Here is a 21,491-nt window from a genome sequence, read left to right on the forward strand (position 1 = left end):
GTTAATTACTGGCAATTGGCTTGTTGGTGAAATCGGCAATACGCTGCAACTCAAGCTTTTGGCGCATATCGCTGGGAATGGTGGTAGGTTTGCCATGCAAAGTGTAAATCATTACGGTTTCGCATAAGCCGATGCAGTGGCTATGTTGAAACAGTGCTTGGTATAGGTGGTAAGCGCTATTGCCAATATGGCCTATGCCGGTGCGGATCTCGACCGGCTCTGGGTAGTGGCCTTCGGCGAGGTATTGGAGGCGAGCTTCGATTAAGAGCATTTTATCGGCAGCATCAGGTTTGAAAAAATCTTTGCGACCAGTAATGTCGAGCTGGATACGGGCGCGGGCACTCTCATAAAAGCGGGCTATTGCGAGGTTGTTGAGGTGGGCGTAGGCGTCCATATCGCCAAATTGAGTATCTATGTTCAATACAAAAGGGTAGGTTTCTGCTTGCAGCAACCTCGGGTCGGGTTTTTTCGCCATAGTCAGAGTGTGCTCGTCGGTAAAATTTAATGGGGCAATTTTACCCTGACTGAGACATATAGCTATGCCGATTTTAAAATGGCTACTTGTTATATAATTTCTGCGTTAGGGCGGTTTAGGTGTGATATACGCTAGAATTGTTTGCGGTTGCGCGATCTTGTTTATTGGATGCTAGTTGGCAGCTTGCGCACAAACAATAAGGAGTGACACGGTGATAAAACGTGAAAGCGTGCTTGTGCTGTTTGCAATGTTACTTTTCGGATGCAGTGGCGGCAGCGCGCAAAATGGCCTTACCGGATATGTAGAGGCTGAGTATGTTTATATTAGCGCCCTAGAAACCGGCTGGATTATAAGCAGTGCGGTAAACGAAGGTGATCGCGTAAGCGCCGAGCAAGTACTGCTGAGCTTAGACAGTGAACGACAGACGCTTGACGTGGCAGAAGCTGCTCAGCGTGCGGCGGCGGCGCAAGCTCAATGGCGAGATTTACAGCGCGGCGCGCGTCCAGAAGAGCTAAATCGTTTGCAGGCTCAGCTTGCAGAAGCCAAAACCAGTTTAACGCTCGCTAATCTAGAGTTGCGCCGCCAGCGCGATTTGCGAAGTAAAGGCGCGACGTCTGAAGCGGCGCTCGACAGGGCCAATGCTGAGTATTCGGCGGCCAACGCGCGGGTAGAAAGCGCTGCGGCAAGTATTAGCGTTGCTAAGTTAGCCGCCCGTGAAGAGATGCTAAATGCTGCCAAAGCGGCTGCCGAGGCTGCCGAGGCGGTATTGGCAAAGGCGCAGTGGCGTTTGGCGCAGCGTAGTCTCGTTGCCCGCCAAGCAGGTTTAGTTACAGCGCTATATTATCGCCAGGGAGAGCAATTACCCGCAGGCGCGCCAGCGCTGTCGCTATTGCCAGATGACGCATTAAAAATTCGTTTCTTTATTCCCCAGTCGCGCGCCGCTGAGTTTGCGCCAGGCACTACCGTGAGTATTCATCAAGACGGCGGCGCTGAGACGGTTAACGCGACGGTGTCGTATTTGGCGGAGCAAGTAGAATTTACGCCACCGGTAATTTACAGCGTTGCCAACCGCGAGAAGCTGGTGTTTATGGTGGAGGCGCGTCTGCCCCCCAATAGCCATTTACACGCTGGGCAGCCGGTTGATGTGAGCTTGCTATGAGTTGCTGCCATGAGTGAATTGGCCATCGATGTGCGGGGCTTAAGTAAGAATTTTGCCAACAAAGCCGCGGTGAGCAATGTCGATTTACAAATGCCCCGTGGTCAAGTCTGGGGCTTTTTAGGCCCCAATGGCTCCGGTAAAACCACCACCATTCGCATGCTCTGTGGCTTGTTAAAACCCAGTGCCGGTGAGGGTACTTGCCTTGGTTTTGATTTGCGCCGCGACGCCGAAGCCATTCGCCGTCAAACCGGCTATATGACCCAGAAATTTTCTTTTTGGGCCGATCTTAGTGTGCGTGAGAACTTAGATTTTGTCGCCCGTATCTATCAGCTCGACAATCGCCGGCAGTGCGTAGATGAAACCTTGGCAGTGCTAGGCCTTACCCATCGTCAGCACCAATTGGCGGGCGCCTTGTCGGGCGGCTGGAAACAGCGCTTAGCGCTGGCCGCCGTTACCATGCATAAACCCAAGTTATTACTTTTAGATGAACCTACCGCTGGGGTAGATCCGCAGGCGCGGCGGGATTTTTGGGATCAAATTCATCGCTTGTCTAACGAGGGCATGACGGTGCTGGTGTCTACCCATTATATGGACGAGGCCGAGCGCTGTGATCATATTGTGTATTTGGCTCACGGCAAGTTAATTACCGAGGGCAGCGTGCCAGATATTATTGACCAGTCGGGCTTGCTGAGTTTTAGGGCCGAGGGCAAGGGTGTGCGAGTATTGGAACCGCTAATGGCGGGCCAGCAGGGAATTGAACACGCCGCTTATTACGGGGCGGCGCTGCATATTAGTGGTCACGACCGCGCCGCGCTGGAAGCGGCGGTGGCCAAGGTTGCCGACCAAGGCTATAGCTGGCAGGAAGTTAAGCCCAGTTTAGAAGATGTGTTTATCGCGTTAATGGAGCAGAGCGGTGGCGACAAGAGGGCCCACGGATGATGCGTTTGGGCCATAGACTGGCGCGGATTAACGCGGTATTTATAAAAGAACTCATTCAAATGCGCCGTGACCGGCTGACCTTTGCGGTGATGCTGGCAATCCCCATTTTAGAGCTAGTGTTATTTGGCTATGCCATTAATACCGACCCCAAACATTTGCCCACCGCCGTGCACGCCGAAGAGTATACTCCGGTGGTGCGCAGTATTCTTAGCGGTTTGGAAAACTCCGAATACTTTGATGTGAGCACTAGTCATAGCGACCCCCGCGCCAGTGACTATTTGTTGGCCAGCGGAAAAGTGGTGTTTGTTGTTGAAATTCCGGCGGGCTTTACCCGCCAATTAATTCGCGGTGAGCGGCCGCAATTATTGGTGTCGGCGGATGCGACCGACCCCGTTGCGGCGTCGAATGCCTTGGGGCGATTAAGTACCATTGTTAATCAGGCGTTGGCCAAGGATTTGACTGGCCCGTTGGCGCATTTGCGGGCCGGTAAAGGCGCGGTAGATTTGGTGGTGCACCCCCGCTACAACCCCGAGGGCATAACCCAATACAATATTGTACCGGGCTTGCTGGGGGTGATTTTAACCATGACCCTAGTGATGATTACCGGTATGGCGATGACCCGCGAGACGGAGCGGGGCACCATGGAAAATTTGCTCGCTATGCCGGGTTCGCCCTTTGAGGTAATGATTGGCAAAATTTTACCTTATGTTGGGGTGGGCTTGGTGCAAACCGTGGTTGTGTTAGTGGTGGCGCACTGGCTGTTTGCGGTGCCCTTTATTGGCAGTATCGCCTTGCTGGTGTTAAGTGTGGCAATTTTTATTTTGGCTAATCTCGCCTTAGGTTTTACCTTTTCAACCATTGCTCAATCGCAAATTCAATCTATGCAGCTGACCTTCTTTTTTTTCTTACCGTCCATTTTATTGTCTGGCTTTATGTTCCCATTTCGGGGTATGCCGCACTGGGCGCAAATGATTGGCGAGGTGCTGCCACTAACGCATTTTTTGCGGGTGGTGCGGGGTATTATGCTTAAAGGCGCGGGCTTGCAAGAATCAGTTTACGACTTGGCGGCAATCTTGGCGTTTATGCTGGTGGTGAGCACTGTGGCGATGCTGCGCTATAAACGTACTCTTGATTAGCCGGCGAGGTGTTGTATATTTTTGGCCTTTTTTATATTGGTCTCGTGCTTTAATTCAGCATCGACCCTAGCTCAGTAGGCGTGTAGAGTATTAATACGCTTAGCAATACAGCTGTAAAAGGGACGCGCTAGATGAACAATGCACTGACCATAGTTAAAAAAACCGCGCCGGTGATGCCGGTAGCGCAGTTTAAATCACTGGATCACGCCAAAGCCTGCGCAGAATTATTTGCCGAAGCGGGGGTGCCAGCGGTAGAGGTGACACTGCGTCATGCCGACGCGTGGCAAATGGTTAAAATTTGCCGAGACCTAATGCCCAATGCACGTATTGGCGTGGGTACCGTACTCACTCGCAGGCAGATGCTGCGCGCCGCCGACGAGGCCGATTTTGTTATTAGCCCTGGGTTCTCGCGGGAGCTGTCGATGCTGGCCAACAAAACCCTCACCACCTATATTCCCGGGATTGCGACCGCCACCGAGTTAATGGCGGCAATGGCCGAAGAGCACCGCGTATTTAAATGTTATCCGGCAGAGGCCATTGGCGGAGTGGCGCTGTTAAAAGCGCTGTCTGGCCCTTTTCCCGAGGCGGTGTTTTGCCCCACGGGTGGGCTCACCGAGGCGAATTACCAAGAGTATCTGGCTCTGCCCTGCGTGCATTGCGTGGGTGGCAGTTGGATTGTGCCCAGCGAAGAGGCCTTGGCCAAGGATCGCGCAGGTTATTTGGCCGCCTTGAAAAGCCTTTATCAGCGGCCACTTTGATAGGTTAATTTCCTAAAAACGTCGCAGCACCTTCTTCCGCCGTGCTCACATTGGCGCGCATGCCGCCAAATAAATCTCGGCCATAGCTGTCGGTGATGGATTTTGGCGAGTAGCTGGCGGGGCTGCGTTGCTGCCACTCTTTCTCATCAATCAAAATATCCAATAGATGGTTGTCGGCATCGAGAATGAGCATGTCGCCGTCTTGTATTTTTGCAATGGGGCCACCGGCGATGGCTTCGGGGTAAAGGTGAATAGCCGCGGGGATTTTACCCGAGGCGCCAGACATTCTGCCATCGGTGACAAGGGCGACTTTAAACCCGCGCTCCTGAAGAATGCCAAGATAGGGCGTGAGTTTGTGCAACTCGGGCATGCCGTTGGCCTTGGGACCTTGGAAACGCACCACCGCAATAAAGTCGCGTTCTAATTCACCGCGCTCAAACGCCGCTTGCACATCTTCTTGTTGCTCAAATACCACGGCGGGCGCTTGCACAACGCGATGTTCGGGTTTTACTGCCGAGACTTTAATAATACTGCGGCCGAGCTTGCCGGTGAGCAAGTTCATGCCGCCTTGGGTGTCGAAGGGTGCGCTGGCGGGGCGCAGCACACTGTCGTCGGCGCTAATGGCAGGGGTGTTTTGCCACTGTAATTGTTGGTGGAGCAAACTCGGCGCGGTAGTGTAGTGATGCAGCCCTTGGCCCCACGCAGTATTTACGTCGCCGTGAATAAGACCGGCGCCGAGCAATTCGGCAATAATAAAGCCGGTGCCGCCCGCTGCATGAAAATGATTAACATCGGCCTTGCCATTGGGGTAAATCCGGCACAGCAGCGGGGTGACGGCAGACAGCTCGGCAAAGTCTTGCCAGTCAATAATAATCCCTGCGGCGCGGGCAATGGCGATCCAGTGAATACTGTGGTTGGTCGAACCACCGGTGGCCAGCAAGGTGACGATGGCATTCACTAAACTGCGTTCATCAACAACATCGCAGAGCGGCGTGTAGTGGGGGCTGAGGGCAGTGATTTTACAAATCTGCTCAGCGGCGGCAACCGTGAGCTGTTCGCGCAGCGCGCCATTGGGGGGAACAAAGGCCGTGCCCGGCACGTGCAGGCCCATGGCTTCCATTAACATTTGATTGCTATTGGCGGTGCCGTAAAAGGTGCAAGTGCCTTCGCCGTGGTAGGCGCTGGCTTCGGCGTCGAGCAGGGTTTCGCGGCCCACTTTGCCCTCTGCATACAACTGCCGAACGCGGGCTTTGTCGTCATTACTCAAGCCGCTGCTCATGGGCCCAGCGGGCACCATAATCATTGGCAGGTGGCCAAAACTCAGGGCGCCAATTAATAAGCCCGGTACAATTTTGTCGCACACGCCAAGGCACAATACGCCGTCAAACATATTGTGGCTCAGGGCAATGGCGGTGCTCATGGCAATGGTGTCGCGGCTGAATAAACTCAGCTCCATGCCTTCGGCGCCTTGGGTTACGCCGTCGCACATGGCGGGTACACCGCCAGCAAATTGTGCGGTGCAGCCCATGTTTGCCGCCGTTTTCCGAATCAGCTCGGGGTAGTGCTCTAGCGGTTTATGGGCCGAGAGCATGTCGTTGTAGGCGCTAACAATGGCGATATTACCCGCTTCTTGTAGGCGGATGCGGTCTTTGTCTTCGGGGCCGCAGGCGGCAAAGCCGTGGGCTAAATTACTGCACGACAAATGCCCTCGCAGCGGGCCCTGCTCGCGCATGCTCTGGCACTTGGCCAGGTAGCTGGCGCGGCTGCTAACACTGCGCTGTTTGATGCGTTCAGTTACTTGCTTAACAGTGGGGTGTAGCGGAATGGCTTTGCTCATTACGGGGCCCAGTATATGTCGACGGGTACGCGCTGCTGGTGCAGTACCAATGAAATGGGAAAGTCGGCGTCTTTCGCCAGTGCGGCTTCCAGCACATCGCGCTTGGCCTTGCCAAAAATCTGAATCACAATTCTTTCGCTATTCAATACCGCTGCAGGGGTGAGCGAAATACGGGAGTAAGGCGTGGCACTGGGGTGAACGGCGGTGCAGTGCTGTTCGTGGGCAGCGGTTAGCATTGGGTATTCGGGGGCGTCGTGAAACCACGAGGCGGTGTGGCCGTCGTTGCCCATGCCAAGGTGAACAATAGTCAGTGGCCACGCCAGCTCGGCAAGCTGTTCTTCGCAGGCGTATTGGCCATCATTCACATCGGCGGCCTCGTTTTTTAGGGGCAGGTAGCGGCTATTGGCGGCAAGGCCGCTAAATAAGGTTTTGTTGAGCATGGCTTGGTTGCTGTCGCTGTGGTCGGCATTTACCCAGCGATCATCAACCAGCAGGGTTTGAATTTTGGCCCAGTCCAAGTTTTGCTTGCCTAGTAGGGTGAGCATCTCGGCAGGGCTTGAGCCGCCAGATACCGCAAGACTGGCGGCGCCTTGTTTAGTCAGTGCGGTCGTTAAATATTTGGCAATATCATTGTTTAATACTGTGTTTAGTTCGTCGCGATTGGGTAATAAAATCAGGGTGGGTTTATTATTCATGCCAGCTTCTCCCGTGTTTTTCTGGTAGCGCTAGGGCGGCATTTGGCCCCATAGAGCCGGCCGCGTAGGTCTTTGGCTTAATGCCGGCTTCCTGCCAAGCGCTAATAATACTGTCTACCCACGCCCAACAGGCCTCCACTTCGTCGCGGCGCATAAACAGGGTTTGGTCACCTTCTAATACATCTAATAATAGTCGCTCATAGGCTTCGTGGGCCTGTAGTTCATCGTGTAAGTCGGCATCCAAATTTAACTCAACTTGCTCCAGCTTTAACTGGCGGCCTAAGCCTGGCTTTTTGTTGACCTTGTACAGGGTAATGTTTTCTTCTGGCTGCAGGCGTATTACCAGCTTATTGGGCAGGTCGTTGGGGTCGCCCTCAAATAAGCTAAAGGGATGCTTTTTAAGCTCTACAATAATTTCTGAAAAGCGGCGGCTCAGGCGTTTTCCTGTGCGCAAATAAAAGGGCGTGCCCTCCCAGCGCCAGTTGTGCACATCGGCTTGCAGGGCAACAAAAGTCTCGGTGTTTTCGCTGTCTTCAAAACCCGTTTCGTCAAGAAAGGCGGCGACGGGGGCGGAGTTTACGGCACCGGCTAAATACTGGCCGCGCACGGTTTTGGCCTTTACATTGGCGGCGGTGATGGGCCGCAGGGCTTGCAGTACTTTGACCTTTTCATCGCGAATCGTATCAGCACGCAAATTTGCTGGGGGTTCCATGGCCACCAAACACAACAGCTGCAACATATGGTTTTGCACCATGTCGCGCAGGGCGCCAGTTTTGGCGTAAAAGTCGCCACGGCCCTCAACGCCAATATCTTCGGCCACGGTAATTTGAATATTGTCGATATATTGGCTATTCCAGAGCGGGCCAAATAGGGCGTTGCCAAAGCGCAGCACTAGTAAGTTTTGTACGGTTTCTTTACCAAGATAATGGTCTATTCGAAAAATGTTTTTCTCGGGAAAGACTTGCAGCACTTCGTGGTTAATCTCGGTGCAGCTGGCTAGATCGTGGCCGAGTGGTTTTTCTAAAACAACTCGGGACTGGGGACTAACAACGCCGATGCTGTGCAAGTTTCGGCAAATGCTGGTGTATAAGGTAGAGGAGGTTGCCAGATAAAAAACCGTGGTCGCCGCCGCGTACTGCTTAACCGCGTCGCTAAGGTGGTGATAATCTTTGAGGGTGTTCACGTCTAAGCTGACAAAGCTGAGCTTGGCGGCAAAATCTTGCCAGTGTTGTTCATCCCAAAAATGCGCAGGCAAAAATTCGCGCATTTTTGTTTTTACCAGTTCGCAGTAGTCTTCTCGGCTGCTGTGGGCGCGGCCCAGCGCAACAATAGAGCAGACATTATTTAAAAAGCCTTCGCGCTGTAATTTGTAAAGGGCGGGTTGCAGCTTGCGCAGGGCAAGATCGCCGGTGCCGCCAAAAATCACGAGCTGTGCAGTTTGGTTTTGGGTCATTCGCAACACTCTTTAATTGGGCTTAGGTCAATTAATAACAGTTTCAATAGACGGTAGCTTGAATAAGGCTGAGCGAATTTTCCAGGCTGACACTAAATAAGCGGTGGCAGTGATATTGGAAAACTTGCCGTGGCGCGGAGTATCTTGGTGTTTTTAGCATAGAGCTTTTTAAGGGGCATTCATACTGCTAGTGAGCCTTAAAACCGACGTGCGCTCGGTAAGTATGGTATGGAAGGAGCCGATTCACCCATAAACGGATAAAGTTGCTAGTTTGTGACTGAAATTATAAAAGCGACCTTGCTAGGCTTGGCCCATATTGTTGGAGAGTAAAATGGCAAATACAGCGGTAAGTAAAGCGGGTATAAGAGCAGCGCAGAGTGGCGATAGCGCAGACGCCGCAGGATTGGTTTTTTCGTCGGGGCCAGTGGCCTTTAACCATATTTTTAATTGCACCCATGGCCCAGATATCCGCGATTTTTTAGCCGATCAATTTGCAAAAGCAGCGACAATGTTTAGCTATCGCCATCATTACGTTTACGAACAAGCGGGACAGGTGATTGCCACCATTGCAGGTTTTGATAAACCTAGTCACAACACTACCTTCATTGGCAATGCTAAGGCTATTTTTAGTCACTATGGATGGCGAGGGATTGTAAAAGGCCTACGCTTTGAAATGAGTTTGGTGAAGCCGCCTCGTAAACGTTGCTATTACTTGTGCCATATCGCTGTTGATCCGCAGTGGCGGGGCCGAGGCATAGCTGCGCAGCTTATAAATTTTATGGCGGCCCGCGCTAAGGCTCAGGGATACTCGGTTTTGAGTTTAGATGTGGCAGAATCGAATGCTGCGGCTTTGCACTTGTATCAGCAGATGGGTTTTAAAATTGTTAAGTGCAATCGAAGTTACAACGGGATTTTAGATAACCACCTTTATATGGAAATGTCTCTTATAGAGGGTGTGTGCTAAAACCGGTGTATGAAACGAGTAGTGCAGCTCAGGCCTTGCCGAGCCGCTGGCCACCGAGCGCGCTGGGGGTTTCGCCGCCGGCGCTGTAAATAGGGGTGTCGTTATTGCTCGCGCCAAGAATTTCTAGCGCACGTTTGCCGTATCTCGACTGGCTGGCAATATCGGCGCCAGCTTGAGAATTAAGTGCTTGGCAGCGGCTGAGGGTGTTCAGGGTTTCCTGCCACAGCGTTTCATTGTGCGCAGCACCGCTGGCGCTTAATTGCCGGCGGCGTAATTCCAGTAGATCGAGATTCTGAACCAAGTCCATTTTTTGCTGCACTACCGCTTCCAGTCGCTCGGGTTCCCTCGCTAACTTTAGAATTTGGGTTTCTTCGCCCAGCAGTGATTCTAAGCGCAGGGCTTCGCTGTGAATGGTTTGCAGTACTTCGCTCAGTTCATCACTCATATTAGCTGCCGGTTAGGGCTTCCATATTGACCAGTGCCGCCGCCACTTTATTGGCGTCAATGGTGAATTCGCCATTGCGAATTGCGGTTTTAATGGCCTCGACCTTTTGACGGTCAATACCGTCGCTGCTATTTACTTGGGCGCGGGTTCGCTCCAATAGTGGGGTTTCCACCTGTGGCGCTTTCGCGGTGTTGGCAGCAGCAGGGCTGGCTACGGTGCTGTCTGATTTGCTGGCACCGGTACGCCCACTGTCTAGCTTGCGGGCCTGACTCAGAGACGAGCCATCTATACGGTCAACCATCTTTATATCCTCTTTAAATAGCTTTCGCCTGTTATATCGACACTATCTAGCAAAACTTTAGCACGATTTTACTTTGTCGCGCATGGGGCTTATCCCTATGACGTTAATTCAATACCACGCTGTTTTCGGATGTTACTACACCCTCTAGCTGCTTACCGGAATTGAGGTTTTTAACCAGTATCCGGCTGCCGAGGGCGCCGCTTTGCAGGGCGATCCCCATCATGCTCACGCTAACGGGGCCATCGCTACTATTAAGTTGAACGCGCTGGCCTTTATTAACAATGCTGCTGGCGCTAACCATATTGGGGGTGAGCACGGCGCCTTGGGCAATACTCTGGCGGCTTTGGTAGCCGCCGTTATCGCCTAAAGACTGCAAATAGCCATAGCCAAGACTGGTGATGTCGCGTTTTCCCCAGCTTACATCGTTGGCGCTAATGGTGGTGCCCGGCGCAATAGGGTGGCGGGCAACCATTACTTTGGCGTAGGCCTCTACGGTAACAGGCAAATAAATTTTCCACGGCTTGGCGCCTGCGGTGCAGCGCACGCCAACGGTTGTTCTGCGCTTGATCTTGGCACCGTTTGATAAAAAGGCTTCGAGCTTACCTGGACAGCTGCTGAGCTTGGTGCGGGGGTCGAGCTTTTGCACGGTGATGGTGGTGCTGAGCTGCTGCCAAGGATGACGGCTGGCGATATAGGCTTTGGCGGTAGCGGCAATTCGGCTGTGGCTTTCGGTAGACGCACTGGCACTCGTCGCACTGAATACACTTAGTGCAGCGCTAAGCAGCACAAATTTACTCAAGGCGGCATTTTTGCTTAAGGCAGTGCGTTTGCGCATGACTTTACTCGCGTCAAAGATTTGTCGGTAAGGCGGTAACTGCAATGCTTGTGCCAGTCTTGTTTGCGGTGTGCGCTACTAAATTGGGGCTTACATAGAGGGGTAGGCTGCGGGGCTGAAATAAATAAGGCGGATGGGGGCTGCCGGATTTTTGCCGATCAGCGGCAAAGGCTTGCCGTTATTTTGGCGGTGGCGCAATTTGATGGTTTTAACTTATTGAAAAATAACAATTTAATTAAGTGGCACGGCCTTTGCCTTGATCCATTGCAAAAGCGGCACAAAGCCTAGCTTAAACCGATTAGCGGCTGCAAACCGAATAACTTTAGCGAAATGGTAAGAAAATGGCGATTAATTTTGATAAAGCCTTAGGCGTTCACGAGCAAGCACTGCTGTTGCGGCAAAAGCGCAATGAAGTTTTGGCCGCCAATATTGCTAATGCTGATACCCCTGGCTACAAGGCGCAGGATATTGATTTTCGCACGGCTTTATCGAATTCAGCGGCAGCGGGTGACCAAGCTATGCTCGCGCTTAAAGTGACCAGTGCTGGCCACCAGCACCGCGCCGATGGCAGCGCAGATGCCTTGTCGGCGTCTTTGAAATATCGCCAACCTTATCAGCCATCGCTCGACGGTAACACGGTAGAAGCTCATATCGAACAAGCCGAGTTTGCCGACAACGCCATGCGTTATCAGGCTACGTTGTCATTTTTAGGCAGCCGCCTCAGCGGGCTTAAATCCATTCTTCAGGGAGGCCGATAGATCATGGCTAATCCACTCGACATCGCCGCTTCGGCAATGAATGCGCAAATGCTGCGCCTCAATACCGTGGCCAGTAATATGGCCAACGCCGACTCGGTGGCGGGTAGTGAGGCCGAGGCCTACCGCTCGCGTCAAGCGGTGTTCTCTACGGTAATGGATCAGCAGCGCGAAGTGGCGGGGGTGGCGGTAACTGGCATCGTTGAAAGCAATGCGCCGGTGATGAAGCGCTACGAACCCGGTCATCCCCAAGCGGATGTAGACGGTTATGTGTACGCCTCTAACGTAAACACCATGGAAGAGATGGCCAATATGATGTCGGCGTCGCGCTCGTTTCAGAATAACGCCGAAGTTTTTTCTACCACCAAAACCCTGATGCTGCGCACCCTGCAGCTTGGCCAGCAGTAGGAGTCTGACTAATGGAAATACGGACGCTTGAGCAGTTACAAACACAAAACGCAGCGAGTGCGGCAAAGAAAGATGCGTCGTCCTTAGACCAAAACGATTTTATGAAATTGATGCTGCAACAGCTAAAAAGTCAGGATCCGTTTAAACCAACGGACAATACTGAATTCATCAGCCAAATGGCCCAGCTAACCTCGGTTAGCGGCATCAGCGAGATGAACGAAAATCTCAGCGCACTGACCGGTTCACTGTATTCGGCTCAGCTTCTAGATTCTTCTTCGTTGATCGGTAAAGACGTGTTGGTGGAATCCAGTGTTGCGGCCCTGCCTAGCAGCGGCAGTGTTCGCGGCCAGGTAAATCTGCCTACCAGTACCACCGCCTTAGATATTGAAATTTTGGCGCCCAGCGGCGAGGTCATTGGCAAAGTGCCAATGGGGCCTCAAGCTGCGGGCACCAGTGCTTTTGAATGGAATGGTATTGGTTTGAATGGCGAGCGGATGCCGCCAGGCACCTACCAAATCCGCGCCAATTATTTGAACGGCACTAAAGTTGAGGCCTTGACCACTGAAATGCGCAGTCCGGTATTAAGTGTGAGTGTGCCCGTGGGCGGTGGCAGCCCGCAGGTGCAAATACAGGGGCTGGGCAGCGTTAGCCTGTCACAAATTAAAGAGATTAGCTGAGTTGCGATTGCGCTATTCAGACAATGACAACACTCAATCCTTAGCAGGAGTTACATTATGAGCTTTCGTATCGCACTCAGTGGTTTAAACGCAGCGCAATCGCATTTGGACGTGACCGCGCAGAATATTGCCAACGTCAACACAACGGGCTTTAAAAGCTCGCGTGCCGCATTTGCCGATGTATACGCCACGGCGAATAACGACGTGACCAAAACTACGCCAGGCGCCGGTGCGCGTCTTGCCACCATTACCCAGCAGTTCTCCCAGGGCAATGTTGATTTTACCGACAACAACTTAGACCTTGCGGTAAGCGGCGAAGGCTTCTTTACCATGAAGGGCTCAGGTGGCGTAACGTACACCCGCGCTGGGGCGTTTAGCGTCGACCGCGAAGGCTTTGTGGTAAACAATAATCTGGAGCGTCTGCAGGTGTTTCCACCAACAGGCAATGGCGACTTCTCCACTGGTTCGCTAAGTGATCTGCAATTGGAAGTTAATGAAAATGCGCCCAAAGAAACTACGCGTGGCGATATTGGCATCAACTTGCCTGGTAATGCACCGGTGCCAACGGTAACGCCCTTTGATCCAAGCTTGCCCGCGAGCTACAACCACGCCACCTCAATGACCGTGTACGACTCACTGGGTACCCAGCACACCGCTACGATGTACTTTGTGCGCGACGCGGCAGCAAACACGTGGAATCAGCAGCTTTACGTCGACAATAACGCCGTAGGCGGCCCCAACGCACTGTCTTTTAGCAATGCTGGGGTATTAACCGTACCGGCGAATGGGCTAGTAACGTACCCAGCTTACGACCCCGGTACTGGCGCGGCCGATATGAATTTGTCCTTCGACTTTAATTCTAGCACCCAGTACGGCCAAGAGTTTGGGGTGAATAGCCTTCAGCAAGACGGTTTTACCACTGGCCGCTTGACGGGCATTGAAGTGTCGTCAGCCGGTGTGGTGTCGGCGCGTTACACCAATGGTCAGTCTACCCAGCTGGGTAAAATTGCCATGGCCAGTTTCACCAACCCCAATGGCTTACAGCAGCAGGGCGACACTTCTTGGGCAGAGACGTTCTCGTCTGGCAGTCCACGAGTTGGCGAAGCGGGCACCTCTAACTTTGGCTTGCTGCAATCTGGCGCCCTAGAGAGCTCCAACGTGGATTTGACCGAGCAGTTGGTTGAGATGATTACCGCGCAGCGTAACTTCCAGGCCAATACCCAGATGATCTCCACCGCCGACGCGGTAACCCAAGCGATCATCAATATCCGTTAATTGAGGGCGGCTTGGGCCGCCATTAATCGGGAGTTTTTATGGACAGATTACTGTATATCGGCATGACAGCGGCGAAGAACACGCAGCTGGCCCAAACCACTAATGCCAATAATTTGGCTAACGTGAGCACGGCGGGTTTTCGTGGCGATTTTCAGAATGTTCTGTCTCAGCAGGTTGAAGGCCCTGGTATGGCCACCCGTTTTAACTCGGTGTATCAGGGCGAAACCTCCGACTTTTCCGTTGGCTCCATTATGGCCACCGGCCGCCAACTGGATGTTGCCATTCGCGGCGATAAAGGCTGGTTTGTGGTAACCGCGCCAGATGGCAGCGAAGCCTATAGTCGCCGCGGTGATTTTCACATTACCAGCGACGGTATGCTGCTCAACGGCGCCGGTCAGCCAGTGATGGGTGACGGCGGCCCAGTAGCGATTCCCGAACACGAAAGTTTGATGATTGGCGAAGACGGCACGGTCTCAATTGTGCCGCTGGGGCAGGGCTCTGAATCACTGTCGACGGTAGACCGAATTCGCTTGGTCGACGCCGCGCCGAATCAGCTGCAGAAGGGCGAGGACGGCTTAATGCGCATGCGCAATGGTGGCAGCGCGCCAACTTCCTCAGATATCCGCATCAGCTCCGGCAACTTAGAAGCATCAAACGTGAATAGCGTCGACGCCATGGTGAATATGATTTCACTGGCGCGGCAATTTGAAATGCAGGTCAAGGCCATGAGCACCGCCGAAACGGTTGCTGAAACCGGCAGCCGCTTAATGCGCTTGGAATAACAAGGGGTTATTTATGAATTCATCACTATGGGTCGCTAAAACTGGTCTCGATGCCCAACAAACCCGGATGCAAGTGGTAAGTAACAACCTTGCCAACGCCAATACCACTGGTTTTAAACGGGATCGGGCGTCGTTTGAAGACTTGCTCTACCAAAATATGCGGCAAGTGGGTGGTCAGACTTCCCAGCAAACCCGGTCACCCAGTGGTATGCATGTGGGTACTGGTGTACGGGTAGTGTCCACCGAAAAAATACATCAGCAGGGCACCTTGAATCAAACCAATAACTCCTTGGATGTTGCCATTGAAGGTAAGGGTTTCTTTCAGGTGCAAATGCCCGACGGCAGCATTGCCTACACCCGCGACGGTTCCTTTCAGCTCGACGACCAAGGCCAGATTGTTACCAATACCGGCAATGTGGTTGATCCGGGCATGACCGTACCCCAAGGCACCTTGAGTATTACTATTGGTTCTGATGGCGTGGTAAGTGCAGTTTTGGCGGGCGGCGCCGCGCCAGTGCAGGTTGGTAGCTTTCAGCTTGCCGACTTTGTAAACCCATCGGGCCTCCAAGCCCGCGGCGAAAACCTGTATATGGAGTCTGCCTCTAGCGGTTCACCGCAAACCGGCACACCGGGCTTGAGTGGCTTGGGCAGTATTCAGCAGGGCGCCCTCGAAGGTTCTAACGTTAACGTAGTGGAAGAGCTGGTGAATATGATTGAAACCCAGCGCGCCTACGAGATGAACTCCAAGGCCATCGCCACCAGCGACCAAATGATGCAGTACGTGAATAACAATCTGTAATTCGCGATTTAGAGCAGGATAACGTTTATGAACATTCAACAGACCCAAGGCCTCAACCATATCAAAACTGCATTTGCAGTATTGATGGTGGCGCTGCTGTCGGCGTGTTCATCGGCGCCTGTAAAAGACACCTCTGCTGATTATGAATCTGCCGCGCCGCCAGTGGCGGCCGACGACGGCCAGAATATGGGCTCTATTTACCGCTCGGGTTACGGCATGACTTTGTTTGTAGACCGCCGCGCGCGTCAAGTAGGCGACATTATTACCGTCACCCTTGAAGAAAAAACTGACGCCAGCAAATCTTCCAGCACGGCCACCGGCAAAGAAAGCAATATCTCAGTGCCAACCGTAACCTTGTTTGGTCGCGGTGTAACCAGCGGCGGAACGCCAATTCTCACCACTGGCGTATCGTCTGATCAAGATTTCTCTGGCAAAGGCAGCAGCACCCAGAGTAATAGCTTAACCGGCAGTATCACCGTGACCGTGTCAGAGGTGCTCCGCAATGGCAGCCTGCGAGTGCGGGGCGAGAAGTGGGTCACTATCAATCAGGGCGAAGAGTTTATTCGGATTAAGGGCATTATCCGTCCCGAAGACATTGGCGCCGATAACGCGGTGCCGTCTTACAAGGTCGCCGATGCCCGTATTACCTATAGCGGCAAAGGTGCGCTGGCCGACGCTAATTCCATGGGTTGGCTGGGGCGTTTGTTCCAGTCTGTGTTGTCACCCTTTTGAGGACGGCTGCAATGTCAGTGTTTAAATCTAATTCATTCTTGCGCAAAATCGCCGCTGTTTGCAGTATTGCGCTGTTCGCCATTGCGCCGCTGGCTCAAGCTGAGCGGGTTAAAGACCTTGTTAACGTTGCCGGTGTGCGTGAAAACCAATTAGTGGGCTATGGCTTGGTGGTTGGTCTTAGCGGCACGGGAGACCAAACCAGTCAGGCGCAATTCACCATTCAAAGTATTCGCAATATGCTCACCGGCTTTGGGGTGCGTATTCCCGATAATGTTAGCCCCCAGCTTAAAAACGTGGCGGCGGTAACTGTGCACGCCAGCTTGCCTGCCTTTGCCAAGCCCGGCCAAACCCTAGATGTCACTGTGTCGTCGATTGGTAACTCCGCCAGCTTGCGCGGTGGTAGCTTGTTGATGGCGCCAATGATGGGGGCAGACGGACAAGTTTATGCGGTTGCCCAGGGCAGCTTACTGGTTGGCGGCTTAGGCGTGGCCGGCGCCGATGGCTCAAAGGTGACGGTTAATATCCCCAGCGCGGGCCGTATTCCCAATGGCGCGATTATTGAGCGGGCAGCGCCAAGCGCAATGTCGGCTAATGGCGAAATTATGCTGAATTTGAAAAAAGCCGATTTCACCACCGCCCATCGCTTGGTAGAAGAAATTAACAGTAAATTTGGCGCCGGTACCGCCAGTGCTATGGATTCTGCCACCGTTAAGGTGCTTGGCCCCAGCAATGCCGATCGCAGTGTTACGTTTATCTCGATGTTAGAGACCTTAGAAATCACCCCCGCCGAGGCAATTGCGAGGGTGGTGGTTAACTCGCGCACCGGCACCATTGTTATTGGCGGTAACGTGCGGGTTATGCCGGCTGCAGTGACGCATGGCTCCTTAACTGTCTCTATCACTGAGCGGGTCGATATTAGCCAACCTGGTGCCTTTAGCGGCGGCCAAACTGTAGCGGCACAAGAGTCGAGTATTGACGTGCAGGAAACCGGCTCGCGGATGTTCTTGCTAGATGCTGGTGTAACCTTAGAAGAAATTGTGAAAGCCATTAATAAAGTTGGCGCCGCGCCCAGCGACTTAGTGGCTATTCTCGAAGCCCTAGACCAAGCCGGTGCCCTGCGCGCCGAGCTGTTAGTGATCTAACGGAGCGACGGCAATGGATATTAAAGCCAATAGCAATTACCACGACTTTTCAGGCTTGGCCTCGTTGCGCAAAGAAGCTAGCGAAAACGCCGAAGAAGCGATTGCGCCCGTTGCCAAACAATTTGAAGCACTGTTTTTGCAAATGATGCTAAAAAGCATGCGCGCTGGGGTGCCAGAGGGCGGCTTATTCTCTGACGAAAGCACCAAAATGTACGAAGAAATGCTCGACAGCCAATTGTCGGTGACCCTTGCTGAGCAGGGTGGTATTGGCATGGCAGAGTCAATTTCGGCGCAGTTGCGCGGGCCAGATGCCGCCGCCGCCAAAGCTAATGGCCTTGATAGTGGCGGGGGTGGCATGAGTGGCGAGGGCGCAGCCCTGCGCAGCAAGCTCCAGCAACTTAGCAAGCAAAACCACAGCAATAGCATTCAAGATTTCAGTTTGTCTGCCGATAAACTGTAAATGATTAAGGGGTAACACATGGGTGACATGCTAGGTAATGCCCTGTCGGCGCTAGTCTCGTATCAGCGCGCGCTGGCCACCACCAGTCACAATATTGCCAATGCCGACACTGAAGGCTATAGCCGTCAGCGGGTCGATTTCGCCACGCGAACGCCCCAGCAATTGGGCAGCACCACAATTGGCTCGGGGGTAAAAGTTTCCTCGGTAAGCCGCGTGTACGACAACTTTACCGCTGGCCAATTGCGCAGTGCTCAAGCGGCGTTTTCGGCGGTGGACAATAGCTACCAATTGGCATCCCAGCTAGACAACGCGCTGGCCGATCCTAATTTGGGCTTGGGCGCGGCGCTGTCGCGCTACTACAACAGCATTCAAGGCGTGGCCGATGATCCATCGTCAATCTCGTCGCGCCAGCTTATGTTGGCCGAAGCCCAAGGTTTGGGCGACCGCTTTGCCGATTTGTCTGCCCAGCTTGATGGGCTCAGCCGCGAAGTAAACGTGCGTATCAGCACCTCGGTGAGTGATATTAACGATTTGGCCACCCAGATTGCCGATATAAATTTGTTAATCAGCGAATCCGAAGGCAAATTTGGCACTACTCCCAACGACCTGCTCGACCAGCGCGATCAAGCGCTATTGTCGCTCAATGAATTAATTGGTGTTAAATCGGTAGAGCAAGACGATGGCACGGTAAGTGTGTTTGTTGGCAATGGCGAGGCCTTGGTGTTGGGCGATCGCACCATAAAGATGAATGCGGTATCGAATGTATTTGAGCCTGGCCGCATTGAAATTGCCATGGATTTGGGTGGTGGTCAGGCGGTGATTAGCGGCAGTCTCAGCGGTGGTAGCTTGGGTGGCAGCTTAAACTTTCGCGACGGCCTGCTCAATGAAACCCGCAATGAACTCGGCCGCATCACCCTAGCGGTAGCCAGTTCAATGAATGAACAGAACCGCGCCGGTATTGACCTGCGCGGCAATCAAGGCGCAGATATTTTTTCGGTGCCAGAGCCTGTAGTGCATCGCAGTATAAACAACACCAGCGCGGCCCAAATGACCGCAGAAATTACCGACTTGTCGCAAGTTACCGGCAATAACGTATTAATGCGTTTTAACGGCAGCAGCTGGTCATTTTTTGACGAAGCCAATGGCGCGCCAGTGACTGGCGTAACAGGCAGTGGCAGTGTTGCCGATCCGTTTCAGCTTAGTGGTGTGCAATTTAGTCTAAACGGCGCCGCAGCGGCGGGGGACCAATTTGTGTTGCGGCCCACCGAAGGCGCCACCGCCGGTCTTAACATTGTACTAACTGACCCCGCCGGCATTGCCGCAGCGGCCGCTACGCGCAGTTCAGCGGCGGGTAGTAATATTGGCTCGGGCAGCATCAGCCAGACCGAAGTAGTGAACAGCAGCGATCCCAATTTGCTGAGCAATGTCGATATTGAGTTTTTAACGGCCACCACCTATCAGATCAACGGCAGTGGCAACTTTACTTACACGCCCGGCGCAGAGCTGAATATCAATGGCAATAAGGTTGTTATTAACGGCAGCCCAATAGTGGGCGACCAATTTTCGATTGGCGCTAACACCAATGCTGTGGGTGACAACCGCAATATTCTAAAACTGGCCGGCGCTGAAAACCTCAAAATGCTCAATGGCGGCACGGTGAGTGTGCAAGACGCCGTTAACGGCTTGGTCGGTGATATTGCGGTTGCCACCCGCAGCGCCCAAATTAACAAACAGTCCCAAGAAAACTTGCTCACCCAAACCCGCGCCCGTTACGAGAGCGTGTCTGGGGTGAATTTAGACGAAGAGGCGGCCAACCTGCTTAAGTTTCAGCAGGCTTATCAAGCTGCTGCCCAGGCCACCAGCATTGCCAATGATTTATTTCAGACCTTGATGGGCGCGTTTCGCTAATAGTTAGGCTAATCGCTCGGTAAAAATATTGATAAATTCGGTGCGTGGCGGGGCAGTGCAAATGACACAGAGAGTAGACGTATGAGAATCTCAACCAGTCAGATCTACGCCAATGGGGTCAACAGCATGTTGAACCAACAGGCCAAACTGGCTAAAACCCAGTTGCAGGTCGCCACTGGTCAAAAGATCCTCACGCCCTCAGACGACCCCGTTGGCACCGTGCGCAGTTTAGAACTGACTCGCGCTCAAGAAAAAACCGAACAGTACGAGCGCAATGGCAATCTGCTCGACAGCCGTCTGCGCTTAGAAGAAAGCATAGTTGGCAGTAGCGTTGACGTATTGCAGCGGGTGCGGGAATTATCTATTCAAGCGAATAACGCCAGCCAGAGCAATGAGTCGCGCCAGTCTATTGCCTCGGAGCTGCGCCAGCAGCTCGACAGCTTGCTCAGCTACGCCAATACCAAAGACAGCAGCGGCCACTTTATTTTTGGCGGCTACCAAGAGAACAGCTCGGCGTTTTCTAAGACCACTGGCGGCTATGTATATAATGGCGACGATGGCCAGCGGCTATTGCAAGTTGGCCCCGCGCGCAGCCTGCCAGACGGCGACCCTGGCTCTGAAGTGTTTATGAATATTCTCAACGGCAATGGCAAATTTCAAACTGCAAGTAACCCAGCCAATACCGGCGGCGCGGTCATTGATGCTGGCACCGTGACCGACCTCAGCCAGTTTAATCGCGAGTCGTTTACGATTCGCTTCACCAGCGACAGCCAATACGACGTACTTGACGGGGGTGGCGCCGTGGTGAGCAGCGCCGCTTACCAAGACGGCGGCGACATTACCGCGGGTGGCATGTCTGTAAAAATTAAAGGCCCTGCGGCCACCGGCGACGAATTCACCATCGCTCCCGCCCAGCGCCAAGACCTGTTCTCGATGGTAGAGGCGCTCGCGGTCTCGCTAGAAACCCCACGCAATAGCGGCAGTGGTCGCGCCCTGCAAAACAGCGAAATTAACACGGCGATTAGCAATATAGATCAAGCCATGGACCACCTTATTAACAAACAAACCGCCATCGGCTCGCGTTTACAGTCTTTAGAGCGCCAAACCGACATTAACGCTGGCGCCAGCCTACAAATTGCCGAGAGCCTGAGTTTGGTGAATGACCTAGACTACGCCGAAGCGATCTCGCGCTTTAGTCAGCAGCAAGCGGCATTGCAAGCGGCTCAGCAGGCGTTTAGCAAGGTGCAGGGCTTGTCGCTGTTTAATTATCTTTAAGTGCGAGTTGGACGTCGGGTGTCTGAGGTCGGGCGTGGCGGTGCTTGATGCTTCCCGCCCGCTCGTCATACCTGCGCAGGCAGGTATCCATATGAGCGAAGCGAATGCCTTTAAGCATCTGTCGTCAGACACCCAGTATCAGACTTTCCAACGCAGACCCTCACTTTCCCAAGGGCGACAATGGTGAAGCGCCGTGCTAAATTTCTGTCATACCTGCGTAGGCAGGTATCCAAATGAGCGATAGCGAATGCCCTTAAGCATCCGACGTCAGACACCAGACC

23 protein-coding genes are annotated in these 21,491 nt (G+C 53.2%); 16 read left to right on the forward strand and 7 right to left on the reverse strand.

Annotated features, from left to right (window positions below; genetic code table 11):
* Window position 1: 1 nt before the first annotated feature.
* A complete protein-coding gene (locus P1U47_RS00770) occupies window positions 2-475 on the reverse strand; it encodes a thioesterase family protein (RefSeq protein WP_301026602.1) in 474 nt (157 codons plus the stop codon).
* 211 nt (window positions 476-686) lie between these two features.
* Between P1U47_RS00770 and P1U47_RS00775 the strand changes: the two genes are divergently transcribed.
* The 4 genes from P1U47_RS00775 to eda all read left to right on the forward strand — a co-directional run bounded on the left by P1U47_RS00775 (window position 687) and on the right by eda (window position 4,467).
* A complete protein-coding gene (locus P1U47_RS00775) occupies window positions 687-1,634 on the forward strand; it encodes an HlyD family efflux transporter periplasmic adaptor subunit (RefSeq protein WP_301026603.1) in 948 nt (315 codons plus the stop codon).
* Between the two features lie 9 nt (window positions 1,635-1,643).
* Window positions 1,644-2,573, forward strand: coding sequence for an ABC transporter ATP-binding protein (locus P1U47_RS00780; protein ID WP_301026604.1), 930 nt, complete (start codon window positions 1,644-1,646; stop codon window positions 2,571-2,573).
* Window positions 2,570-3,709: an ABC transporter permease gene (locus tag P1U47_RS00785; RefSeq protein ID WP_301026605.1), complete on the forward strand. Its 1,140-nt coding sequence runs from the start codon at window positions 2,570-2,572 to the stop codon at window positions 3,707-3,709. Before P1U47_RS00780 ends, P1U47_RS00785 begins: the two co-directional genes overlap by 4 nt.
* 131 nt (window positions 3,710-3,840) lie before the next feature.
* A complete protein-coding gene (eda, locus tag P1U47_RS00790) occupies window positions 3,841-4,467 on the forward strand; it encodes a bifunctional 4-hydroxy-2-oxoglutarate aldolase/2-dehydro-3-deoxy-phosphogluconate aldolase (protein ID WP_301026606.1) in 627 nt (208 codons plus the stop codon).
* A 4-nt stretch (window positions 4,468-4,471) separates the two neighbouring features.
* On the opposite strand, the gene edd is transcribed toward eda, so the two are convergent.
* Genes edd through zwf form a run of 3 tightly spaced genes read right to left on the reverse strand, consistent with a single transcriptional unit; the run spans window position 4,472 to window position 8,452 of the window.
* The gene (gene edd, locus P1U47_RS00795) at window positions 4,472-6,304 is read right to left on the reverse strand and encodes a phosphogluconate dehydratase (protein WP_301026607.1); all 1,833 of its coding nucleotides are present in this window, start codon (window positions 6,302-6,304) and stop codon (window positions 4,472-4,474) included.
* Window positions 6,304-6,999: a 6-phosphogluconolactonase gene (pgl, locus tag P1U47_RS00800; RefSeq protein WP_301026608.1), complete on the reverse strand. Its 696-nt coding sequence runs from the start codon at window positions 6,997-6,999 to the stop codon at window positions 6,304-6,306. The genes edd and pgl overlap by 1 nt, the downstream gene beginning before the upstream one ends.
* On the reverse strand, window positions 6,992-8,452 hold the full coding sequence (zwf, locus tag P1U47_RS00805; protein ID WP_301026609.1) for a glucose-6-phosphate dehydrogenase: 1,461 nt from the start codon (window positions 8,450-8,452) through the stop codon (window positions 6,992-6,994). The genes pgl and zwf overlap by 8 nt, the downstream gene beginning before the upstream one ends.
* A gap of 331 nt (window positions 8,453-8,783) precedes the next feature.
* On the opposite strand from zwf, the gene P1U47_RS00810 reads away from it, so the two are divergent.
* Window positions 8,784-9,416: a GNAT family N-acetyltransferase gene (locus tag P1U47_RS00810; protein WP_301026610.1), complete on the forward strand. Its 633-nt coding sequence runs from the start codon at window positions 8,784-8,786 to the stop codon at window positions 9,414-9,416.
* 28 nt (window positions 9,417-9,444) lie between these two features.
* Here the strand turns inward: P1U47_RS00810 and flgN are convergent, their stop codons facing one another.
* The 3 genes from flgN to flgA all read right to left on the reverse strand — a co-directional run bounded on the left by flgN (window position 9,445) and on the right by flgA (window position 10,997).
* Window positions 9,445-9,861 carry a flagellar export chaperone FlgN gene (gene flgN, locus P1U47_RS00815; RefSeq protein WP_301026611.1) on the reverse strand — a complete coding sequence of 139 codons (417 nt, stop codon included), beginning with the start codon at window positions 9,859-9,861 and terminating at the stop codon, window positions 9,445-9,447.
* A 1-nt stretch (window position 9,862) separates the two neighbouring features.
* Window positions 9,863-10,162, reverse strand: a complete 300-nt coding sequence (flgM, locus tag P1U47_RS00820; RefSeq protein WP_301026612.1) for a flagellar biosynthesis anti-sigma factor FlgM — start codon at window positions 10,160-10,162, stop codon at window positions 9,863-9,865.
* A gap of 103 nt (window positions 10,163-10,265) precedes the next feature.
* Window positions 10,266-10,997, reverse strand: coding sequence for a flagellar basal body P-ring formation chaperone FlgA (gene flgA / locus P1U47_RS00825; protein ID WP_301026613.1), 732 nt, complete (start codon window positions 10,995-10,997; stop codon window positions 10,266-10,268).
* Window positions 10,998-11,338: 341 nt separating this feature from the next.
* Here flgA and flgB point away from each other — a divergent pair, with 341 nt between their 5' ends.
* From flgB to flgL, 11 genes are all read left to right on the forward strand, one after another.
* On the forward strand, window positions 11,339-11,755 hold the full coding sequence (gene flgB, locus P1U47_RS00830) for a flagellar basal body rod protein FlgB (protein WP_301026614.1): 417 nt from the start codon (window positions 11,339-11,341) through the stop codon (window positions 11,753-11,755).
* A gap of 3 nt (window positions 11,756-11,758) precedes the next feature.
* Window positions 11,759-12,160 (forward strand): flagellar basal body rod protein FlgC, encoded by a 402-nt coding sequence (gene flgC / locus P1U47_RS00835; RefSeq protein ID WP_301026615.1) that lies wholly within the window; start codon window positions 11,759-11,761, stop codon window positions 12,158-12,160.
* Window positions 12,161-12,171: 11 nt separating this feature from the next.
* Entirely contained in the window at window positions 12,172-12,837 is a 666-nt protein-coding gene (locus P1U47_RS00840; RefSeq protein ID WP_301026616.1) for a flagellar hook capping FlgD N-terminal domain-containing protein, read from the forward strand.
* A gap of 57 nt (window positions 12,838-12,894) precedes the next feature.
* Complete coding sequence (gene flgE / locus P1U47_RS00845; protein WP_301026617.1) at window positions 12,895-14,112, forward strand: flagellar hook protein FlgE; 1,218 nt, start codon at window positions 12,895-12,897, stop codon at window positions 14,110-14,112.
* A 38-nt stretch (window positions 14,113-14,150) separates the two neighbouring features.
* Window positions 14,151-14,894, forward strand: a complete 744-nt coding sequence (locus P1U47_RS00850) for a flagellar basal body rod protein FlgF (RefSeq protein WP_301026618.1) — start codon at window positions 14,151-14,153, stop codon at window positions 14,892-14,894.
* A 13-nt stretch (window positions 14,895-14,907) separates the two neighbouring features.
* The gene (gene flgG / locus P1U47_RS00855; RefSeq protein WP_301026619.1) at window positions 14,908-15,693 is read left to right on the forward strand and encodes a flagellar basal-body rod protein FlgG; all 786 of its coding nucleotides are present in this window, start codon (window positions 14,908-14,910) and stop codon (window positions 15,691-15,693) included.
* 27 nt (window positions 15,694-15,720) lie between these two features.
* Entirely contained in the window at window positions 15,721-16,425 is a 705-nt protein-coding gene (flgH, locus tag P1U47_RS00860; protein ID WP_301026620.1) for a flagellar basal body L-ring protein FlgH, read from the forward strand.
* Window positions 16,426-16,436: 11 nt separating this feature from the next.
* A complete protein-coding gene (locus tag P1U47_RS00865) occupies window positions 16,437-17,567 on the forward strand; it encodes a flagellar basal body P-ring protein FlgI (RefSeq protein WP_301026621.1) in 1,131 nt (376 codons plus the stop codon).
* A 13-nt stretch (window positions 17,568-17,580) separates the two neighbouring features.
* Window positions 17,581-18,027: a rod-binding protein gene (locus P1U47_RS00870; RefSeq protein ID WP_301026622.1), complete on the forward strand. Its 447-nt coding sequence runs from the start codon at window positions 17,581-17,583 to the stop codon at window positions 18,025-18,027.
* 18 nt (window positions 18,028-18,045) lie between these two features.
* Window positions 18,046-19,935 carry a flagellar hook-associated protein FlgK gene (flgK, locus tag P1U47_RS00875; RefSeq protein WP_301026623.1) on the forward strand — a complete coding sequence of 630 codons (1,890 nt, stop codon included), beginning with the start codon at window positions 18,046-18,048 and terminating at the stop codon, window positions 19,933-19,935.
* Window positions 19,936-20,016: 81 nt separating this feature from the next.
* Entirely contained in the window at window positions 20,017-21,210 is a 1,194-nt protein-coding gene (gene flgL, locus P1U47_RS00880; protein ID WP_301026624.1) for a flagellar hook-associated protein FlgL, read from the forward strand.
* Window positions 21,211-21,491 lie beyond the last annotated feature (281 nt).

This window comes from Zhongshania sp. (genome assembly GCF_029212375.1).
Classification (GTDB): Bacteria; Pseudomonadota; Gammaproteobacteria; order Pseudomonadales; family Spongiibacteraceae; genus Spongiibacter.

Bases quoted from the DNA above. Each gene is read 5' to 3' on its own strand.
- flgG (WP_301026619.1), top strand. From the start codon at position 14,908: ATGAATTCATCACTATGGGTCGCTAAAACTGGTCTCGATGCCCAACAA.
- P1U47_RS00865 (WP_301026621.1), top strand. From the start codon at position 16,437: ATGTCAGTGTTTAAATCTAATTCATTCTTGCGCAAAATCGCCGCTGTT.
- flgM (WP_301026612.1), bottom strand. From the start codon at position 10,162: ATGGTTGACCGTATAGATGGCTCGTCTCTGAGTCAGGCCCGCAAGCTA.
- flgB (WP_301026614.1), top strand. From the start codon at position 11,339: ATGGCGATTAATTTTGATAAAGCCTTAGGCGTTCACGAGCAAGCACTG.
- P1U47_RS00810 (WP_301026610.1), top strand. From the start codon at position 8,784: ATGGCAAATACAGCGGTAAGTAAAGCGGGTATAAGAGCAGCGCAGAGT.
- flgL (WP_301026624.1), top strand. From the start codon at position 20,017: ATGAGAATCTCAACCAGTCAGATCTACGCCAATGGGGTCAACAGCATG.
- P1U47_RS00850 (WP_301026618.1), top strand. From the start codon at position 14,151: ATGGACAGATTACTGTATATCGGCATGACAGCGGCGAAGAACACGCAG.
- eda (WP_301026606.1), top strand. From the start codon at position 3,841: ATGAACAATGCACTGACCATAGTTAAAAAAACCGCGCCGGTGATGCCG.
- flgC (WP_301026615.1), top strand. From the start codon at position 11,759: ATGGCTAATCCACTCGACATCGCCGCTTCGGCAATGAATGCGCAAATG.
- P1U47_RS00870 (WP_301026622.1), top strand. From the start codon at position 17,581: ATGGATATTAAAGCCAATAGCAATTACCACGACTTTTCAGGCTTGGCC.
- flgN (WP_301026611.1), bottom strand. From the start codon at position 9,861: ATGAGTGATGAACTGAGCGAAGTACTGCAAACCATTCACAGCGAAGCC.
- flgA (WP_301026613.1), bottom strand. From the start codon at position 10,997: ATGCGCAAACGCACTGCCTTAAGCAAAAATGCCGCCTTGAGTAAATTT.
- P1U47_RS00770 (WP_301026602.1), bottom strand. From the start codon at position 475: ATGGCGAAAAAACCCGACCCGAGGTTGCTGCAAGCAGAAACCTACCCT.
- P1U47_RS00785 (WP_301026605.1), top strand. From the start codon at position 2,570: ATGATGCGTTTGGGCCATAGACTGGCGCGGATTAACGCGGTATTTATA.
- flgH (WP_301026620.1), top strand. From the start codon at position 15,721: ATGAACATTCAACAGACCCAAGGCCTCAACCATATCAAAACTGCATTT.
- flgK (WP_301026623.1), top strand. From the start codon at position 18,046: ATGGGTGACATGCTAGGTAATGCCCTGTCGGCGCTAGTCTCGTATCAG.
- P1U47_RS00780 (WP_301026604.1), top strand. From the start codon at position 1,644: ATGAGTGAATTGGCCATCGATGTGCGGGGCTTAAGTAAGAATTTTGCC.
- edd (WP_301026607.1), bottom strand. From the start codon at position 6,304: ATGAGCAAAGCCATTCCGCTACACCCCACTGTTAAGCAAGTAACTGAA.
- flgE (WP_301026617.1), top strand. From the start codon at position 12,895: ATGAGCTTTCGTATCGCACTCAGTGGTTTAAACGCAGCGCAATCGCAT.
- P1U47_RS00840 (WP_301026616.1), top strand. From the start codon at position 12,172: ATGGAAATACGGACGCTTGAGCAGTTACAAACACAAAACGCAGCGAGT.
- zwf (WP_301026609.1), bottom strand. From the start codon at position 8,452: ATGACCCAAAACCAAACTGCACAGCTCGTGATTTTTGGCGGCACCGGC.
- pgl (WP_301026608.1), bottom strand. From the start codon at position 6,999: ATGAATAATAAACCCACCCTGATTTTATTACCCAATCGCGACGAACTA.